The sequence below is a fragment of the Aeromonas rivuli genome (assembly GCF_000820045.1).
GTDB classification, from domain to species: domain Bacteria; phylum Pseudomonadota; class Gammaproteobacteria; order Enterobacterales; family Aeromonadaceae; genus Aeromonas; species Aeromonas rivuli.
The window spans coordinates 170049-176320 of record NZ_CDBJ01000053.1; the positions used below are offsets into that span (position 1 = coordinate 170049).

At 60.1% G+C, this 6272-nt stretch carries 5 protein-coding genes; 4 read left to right on the forward strand and 1 reads right to left on the reverse strand.

What is annotated here, in order from left to right:
- Positions 1-154: 154 nt before the first annotated feature.
- A complete protein-coding gene (gene fabV, locus BN1130_RS11845) occupies positions 155-1348 on the reverse strand; it encodes an enoyl-ACP reductase FabV (RefSeq protein WP_042042227.1) in 1194 nt (397 codons plus the stop codon).
- A 437-nt stretch (positions 1349-1785) separates the two neighbouring features.
- Between fabV and BN1130_RS23125 the strand changes: the two genes are divergently transcribed.
- From BN1130_RS23125 to rsxC, 4 genes are all read left to right on the forward strand, one after another.
- A complete protein-coding gene (locus BN1130_RS23125) occupies positions 1786-3084 on the forward strand; it encodes a methyl-accepting chemotaxis protein (RefSeq protein WP_042042228.1) in 1299 nt (432 codons plus the stop codon).
- 327 nt (positions 3085-3411) lie between these two features.
- On the forward strand, positions 3412-3993 hold the full coding sequence (gene rsxA, locus BN1130_RS11855) for an electron transport complex subunit RsxA (protein WP_042042230.1): 582 nt from the start codon (positions 3412-3414) through the stop codon (positions 3991-3993).
- 4 nt (positions 3994-3997) lie between these two features.
- The gene (gene rsxB, locus BN1130_RS11860) at positions 3998-4561 is read left to right on the forward strand and encodes an electron transport complex subunit RsxB (protein WP_042042231.1); all 564 of its coding nucleotides are present in this window, start codon (positions 3998-4000) and stop codon (positions 4559-4561) included.
- Between the two features lie 2 nt (positions 4562-4563).
- Positions 4564-6272, forward strand: a 1709-nt coding sequence (rsxC, locus tag BN1130_RS11865) for an electron transport complex subunit RsxC (RefSeq protein WP_232301974.1), incomplete at its 3' end; no start/stop codon positions are given.

Genomic DNA, 6272 nt, shown 5'->3' on the forward strand with positions numbered 1-6272 from the left:
CTGATTGACATGTAGAAAAGAGGCTCCCACGGGAGCCTCTTTCATGGATGCGATGGCCGGGTGAGGCCCGCCTGTCGGTCCCATGAGCCGTTCATAGCAAAGGGCCCTGTCCGTAGCAGACAGGGCCCTTTTCATGGCGGGAACTCAGGCGAGCTTACAGCTCGATAACGTCGAACTTCACGTCCGGATCCACATCCGCGTCGTAATCCACCTCGTCCAGACCGAAGCCGAACAGGCGCAGGAACTCCTGCTTGTAGCCGGTGTAGTCGGTCAACTCGGAGAGATTCTCGGTGGTGATGGAAGGCCAGAGATCGCGGCAGGTCTGTTGCACGTCTTCACGCAGCTCCCAGTCATCCATGCGGATGCGGGCCTTGTCATCCAGGGCCAGATCGCCGGTGTAGAGACGGGTGCGCATCAATCTGTCCACCTGCTCCATGCAGCCTTCGTGGATGCCCTTCTCTTTCATGATCTTGAAGGCCATGGAGATATAGAGCGGCATCACCGGAATGGCGCTGGAGGCCTGGGTGACCACGGATTTGAGCACGGCCACGTGGGCGGTACCGCCCTTGGCCGCCAGGGAGCCACGGATGGCGGTGGCGGCGCGGTCCAAGTCTTCCTTGGCGCGGCCCAGAGTGCCATGCCAATAGATTGGCCAGGTGAGATCGGTGCCGATGTAGGAGTAGGCCACCGACTTGGCGCCATCGGCCAGCACGTCTGCATCACGCAGGGCCGCCATCCACAGCTCCCAATCCTGACCACCCATGACGGTGATGGTGCTCTGGATCTCTTCCTCGTTCGCCGGCTCGACGGTGGCGGTGATGATCTGATCCTTGTTGGTATCGATGGCGGTGGTGGTATAGGTCTCGCCGATAGGCTTCAAGGCAGAGCGCACCACTTCACCGGTGTCCGGCATCTTGCGTACCGGCGAGGCCAGGGAGTAGACCACCAAGTCGATTTGACCCAGATCTGCCTTGATAAGCTCGATCACCTTGGCGCGGCACTCATGGGAGAAGGCATCGCCGTTGATGCTCTTGGCGTAGAGACCGGCCTCTTTGGCAGCCTTGTCGAAGGCGGCAGAGTTGTACCAACCGGCGGAGCCCGTCTTGGTCTCGGAGCTTGGCTTTTCGAAGAAGACACCTATGGTCGCGGCGTCGGAGCCAAAGGCAGTGGCAATGCGCGAGGCCAGGCCGTAACCGGTGGAGGCGCCGATCACCAGCACCTTCTTGGGGCCATTGGCAATGGTGCCATTGGCTTTCGTGTAGGCAATCTGACGACGAACGTTGGCTTCACAACCGACCGGGTGAGTGGTGGTACAGATAAAGCCGCGAACCTTGGGTTTTATTATCATGGGAGGTCTCGACACCGTTAAATGAATGAAATCGGGACATAAGATACCTCATTGTGACCCTCTATGGTGCTCTGATGTGTTGAACTGCGGGGAAAACCCGCATGATGCCGTCAATTTGAACAATCAATCTGCCACAAACCCCAGGGCCCTCGCATCATGGGTGACGAGGAGTGCGAACCGCACCTGGGGCATCCAGCCCTCTGCCAATGGCACCCCAAACGGATCTCACTCCATAGAAGCCGCCGCTGCGGCCTCCCCCGTATTCATTTCAACGCTGTTGCCCTCTCGCCGGGCGGATCATTTTTGCTTAATAAATCAATCCTGGATTGAATAAAAATAGCGCTTTCCAGCGCAAGGCTTGTCACGCATTAATGCTACTGTCTAATCAGTCAACTTACTGTCGTTGTCTCACTAGGGGTTCATGGAGGAACACTATTATGTTTTGGAAACACACGGACGATAAGGACACGATTGAGAAAACAGCACGGATGGCCGACCTGGACGCGTTTTCGCACGCCATCCAGTCTCAGGTCCCCTACATCCAGTTCACCCCGGAGGGGATAGTCACCTTCGTCAACGATCTCTTTTTAAAGATTGTGGGTTTCAATCGTGATGAGGTGATGGGTCAGCATCACAGCGCGCTCTGTTTCCCGGATGACGTCAAGAGCCGCGACTATGAGTCCCTGTGGCGAGATCTTCGCGGCGGCGCCTTTCGCAATGGTCGCTTTATCCGCCAATCCAAGTCAGGCAAGGCCATCTGGCTCGAAGCCACCTATTTCCCCATCATGGTCGATGGCAAGGTGAGCAAGGTGGCCAAGGTGGCTTCGGATGTCACTGCGCAGCAATCATCACTGGAGCGTACCCAGGCGCTGCTGGCCGCACTGGACAAATCCCTGGCCGTCATTGACTTTGAGCCAGATGGCACCGTCATCACCGCCAATCAGAATTTCCTCGATTGCTTCGGATACCGGCTGGACGAGGTGACAGGCAAGGCACACCGCCAGTTTTGTGATGACGATTTTTACAAGAAAAACCCCCACTTCTGGCGCGATCTGGGCTCAGGGGACATCAAAACCGGGCTCTTTATGCGCTTTGGCAAGCAGGGTCAGAAGATCTGGCTCGAGGCCACTTACAACCCCATCTTCAACCATGAGGGCAAGGTGGTCAAAATCATCAAGCTGGCCAGTGACATCACCGAGCGGGTAGAGAAATCCCTCTCCATCAAGGAGGCCGCCCACACCGCCTGCGCCATTGCAGGCGAAACGGTGGCCAGCGCCGCCAGGGGCCGGCAGGTGATCGACAAGGTGCTCACTACATCGAATCATATCAACGCCTCCGTCAGTGATGTGACCAACCAGATTGAACTGCTCAACCAGCAGTCGAGAAGCATCGAAGCCATCATCTCCACCATCAGCAGCATCGCGGATCAGACCAATCTATTGGCGCTGAATGCAGCCATAGAGGCCGCGCGCGCCGGGGAGCAGGGACGAGGCTTTGCCGTGGTCGCCGACGAAGTGCGGCAGCTGGCCGCCAGAACCAGCACCTCCACCAGCGAGATAGGGGCGGTGATCAAGCAGAACTCCAGCATTACCGCGCGGATCACCCAGACGGTTGGCGTGGTCTCCACCAATGCCATTGCGGGTCAAGAACAGGCAGGCATCATTTCGGAGGTCATCGAAGAGATCATCAAGGATGCCAATTCGGTCTCGGATACCGTCAAAAATCTCTCTTTGTAAGGGAGTTTCGTAACCGAGATGGCGCGTTTCGCGGCACCTTGAGCGGAGTGAGGCCATCGGGCAGGGTGCATTCCCTGCCTGATGGCGCCACGGAACCGGCAGTGCGCAGCATTACCATGGCGTCAGCATCAACCCCAGCGCCGTGCCTCTATAAACGGTTGCCCTGCCCAGCCCCTTCTGCTTTCCCATCTCGGCGCCATGGTCATCCAGTGACTTTTTCAGGAACGCCTGGAGGAATTCAATAATAACCATGCGGGCTTGCGGTTGTTTCTGACCCCCTAACATCAGATAATACCGCCCGCCTTCACAGCGGATAATCCAAATCTGATGACTGAGTACCTGCTTTTACTGATTGGCACCGTGTTGGTGAACAACTTCGTGCTGGTGAAATTTCTCGGCCTCTGTCCTTTCATGGGCGTCTCCGGCAAGCTGGAGACCGCCATCGGCATGGGACTGGCGACCACCTTCGTACTGACCCTGGCCAGCGCCTGCTCCTACTTGGTGGAACATTACATTCTGCTGCCGCTTTCGGTCGGCTATCTGCGCACCCTGGCCTTTATCCTGGTGATCGCCGTGGTGGTGCAATTTACCGAGATGGTGGTGCGCAAGAGCAGCCCGACCCTCTATCGCCTGCTCGGCATCTTTTTGCCCCTCATCACCACCAACTGTGCCGTGCTTGGGGTTGCCCTGCTCAACATCAATGAGCGCCACAACTTCATCCAGAGCATCATCTATGGCTTTGGTGCCGCCGCCGGTTTCGCCCTGGTGCTGGTGCTGTTTGCCGCCATGCGTGAGCGACTGGTGGCCGCCGATGTTCCGGCACCGTTTCGCGGCGTCTCCATTGCCATGATCACCGCGGGCCTGATGTCCCTTGCCTTCATGGGCTTTACCGGCCTCATCAAGATATAGCCCTATGACTCACTTATTGTTTGCCATCCTGGTTCTGGCGCTGTTGGCCCTGGCCTTCGGTCTCATCCTGGGATTTGCCGCCGTCAAGTTCAAGGTTGAAGCCGATCCCATCGTCGATCAGCTCGATGCCTTGCTGCCTCAAACCCAGTGTGGCCAATGCGGCTACCCGGGCTGCAAACCCTACGCAGAGGCCCTCGCCAATGGCGATGCCGTCAACAAGTGCGTACCAGGTGGCGATGCCACCATGCGCAAGATCGCCGATCTCATGGGGGTAGAACCCCTGGCCATGGGGGGCGATCACGCCGCCGTGCCCATCAAGAAGGTCGCCTTCATTCACGAGGATCAGTGCATCGGTTGCACCAAGTGCATCCAGGCCTGCCCGGTCGACGCCATTGTCGGTGCAACCAAGGCGATGCACACCGTCATCACCGCCGAGTGCACGGGTTGCGACCTCTGCGTCGACCCCTGCCCCACCGATTGCATCGAGATGATCCCCGTGCCCACCACGGTCGATAACTGGAAGTGGGATCTCAATAGCGTCGTTATCCCGGTCAAGATGGTGGAGTAGTCATGCAGTCTGTTATCGAACGCATCAAGGCCGGGGCCCTGTGGGATTTTCATGGCGGCATCCATCCCCCAGAGAACAAGCATCAGTCGAGCCAGCATCCTGTCGTGCAGGCCGGGCTGCCCCCTGAGCTTATCATTCCGGTGCGCCAGCACGCGGGCCAGGCTGGCGCCTTGCTGGTCAAGGTCGGTGACAAGGTCAAGAAGGGTCAACCTCTCACGGCCTTCGAACGTGGCCGCTTCGTGCCGGTGCACGCCAGCAGCTCCGGGGTGATCAGCGCCATCGGCCAGCACACCGTTGCGCACCCATCCGGTCTCTCCGATCTCTGCATCACCCTTGTTCCCGATGGGGAAGACGCCTGGTGTGAACGTCAGCCTCAGCCTGACTACTGGAATCTGGACAGGGTCAGCTTGCTCGAGCGCATTCAAGGTGCGGGCATAGCGGGCCTGGGCGGTGCCGTCTTCCCGACCCACAGCAAGCTCGATGGCCATGGCCAGCTCACCGAGATCCTGATCATCAACGGCCTGGAGTGCGAGCCCTATATCACCACGGATGACCGGCTGATGCGTGAATACGCGGACGAGATCCTCGACGGCATCCGGGTGCTCAAGCATCTGCTCAAACCCAAGCTCACCCTGGTCGGCGTGGAAGACAACAAGCCGGACGCCGCCATGTCACTGCGCCAGCAGATAGCCGACGCCGAATCTGACATCCTGGTGCGAGAGGTGCCGACCAAGTACCCCTCCGGGGGCGCCAAGCAGACCATAGAGCTGCTGACCGGTCGCCAGGTGCCCAAGGGGGGCCGGGCGGTCGATATTGGCATCATGGTGCTCAACGTCGCCACCGTGTTCGCCATCAAGCGCGCCGTCATGGATGGCGAGCCGCTCATCGAGCGCATCGTCACCCTCACTGGCGAGGCCTTCAAGCAGCCGGGCAATGCCTGGGTGCGCCTTGGCACCCCGGTACGCTGGCTCCTCAAGCGTTTCGATCTGCAGCCGGAGCCGGGCCAGCGGGTGATCATGGGGGGCCCCATGATGGGCTTCACCCTGCCCCATGCCATGGTGCCCGTGGTCAAGGCCACCAACTGCCTGCTCGCGCCAACCCAGGTCGAGCTGCCCCCCCCCGAACCCGAGCAGTCCTGCATCCGCTGCAGCGCCTGCGCCGATGTCTGCCCCGCCACCCTGCTGCCCCAGGAGCTCTACTGGTACAGCCGTGCCAAGGAGTATGAGAAGGCCGAGAAGCTCAACCTGTTCGACTGCATCGAGTGCGGCGCCTGTGCCTGGGTCTGCCCGAGCCAGATCCCCCTGGTGCAGTACTACAAGATTGCCAAGGATGACATCCGCGAGGCTCGCGAAGAGGCCGAGAAGGCCGAACGGGCCCGCTTGCGCTTCGAAGCCAAGCAGGCCCGCTTCGAGCGGGACAAGGCCGCTCGCGAGGCCCGTCACGCAGAGGCAGCGGCGCAGCGCCGTCAGGCCATGGCCGCTGCCAGTGGCGAAGACCCGGTCGCCGCCGCCCTGGCGCGGATCAAGGCCAAACAGGATGCCCCCATCAACGAGGGCGCCCTGGATAACACGGCCATGGCCGCAGCCCGGGAGGCGCGCAAGCAAGAAGCACTGGCGCGCCGTGCCGCCAAGGCGGCGGAGCCGCAGGCTTCCCCCTCCGCCGTCCGTGACAGTGAACCCGCGACCGAGGCTCCCGATCCCAAGAAAGCGGC